1 protein-coding gene is annotated in these 280 nt (G+C 35.7%); it reads right to left on the bottom strand.

Features of this window, described 5'->3' with window-relative positions; genetic code table 11:
- Positions 1 to 74: 74 nt before the first annotated feature.
- Positions 75 to 280, bottom strand: a 206-nt coding sequence (locus DL891_RS17660) for a hypothetical protein (protein WP_232819258.1), incomplete at its 5' end; no start/stop codon positions are given.

The following is a 280-nucleotide window of genomic DNA, read 5'->3' as shown; positions in this document are numbered from 1 at the left end:
ACAAGAAGATCTTTCCAGTTTACAAAACAGTTATACTTCTTCTGCCAGCGTCTACCTAATATTACTGGTACTTCCTACATCCCAGCTTGGATGACAAAAAATTTGTCTCCACATATTAGCTCATCAACAAATACGATTAATTCACTTGTGCCTCGAGCTTTTATGGAATGGTTAGTGAAAGCTTTTAAAGTTGCATTCGTAGGTTGTAATTCCACTCCTTTGAGTTGTTGAAACAATTCAAATGAGATAGTATTACAATCTGCTCCTGTGTCAATTAAAG

This window comes from Homoserinimonas sp. OAct 916, from assembly GCF_003260275.1.
GTDB lineage: Bacteria > Actinomycetota > Actinomycetes > Actinomycetales > Microbacteriaceae > OACT-916.
Note: the sequence above shows the minus strand (reverse complement) of the source record. Positions and strands in the feature narration are given on the sequence as shown.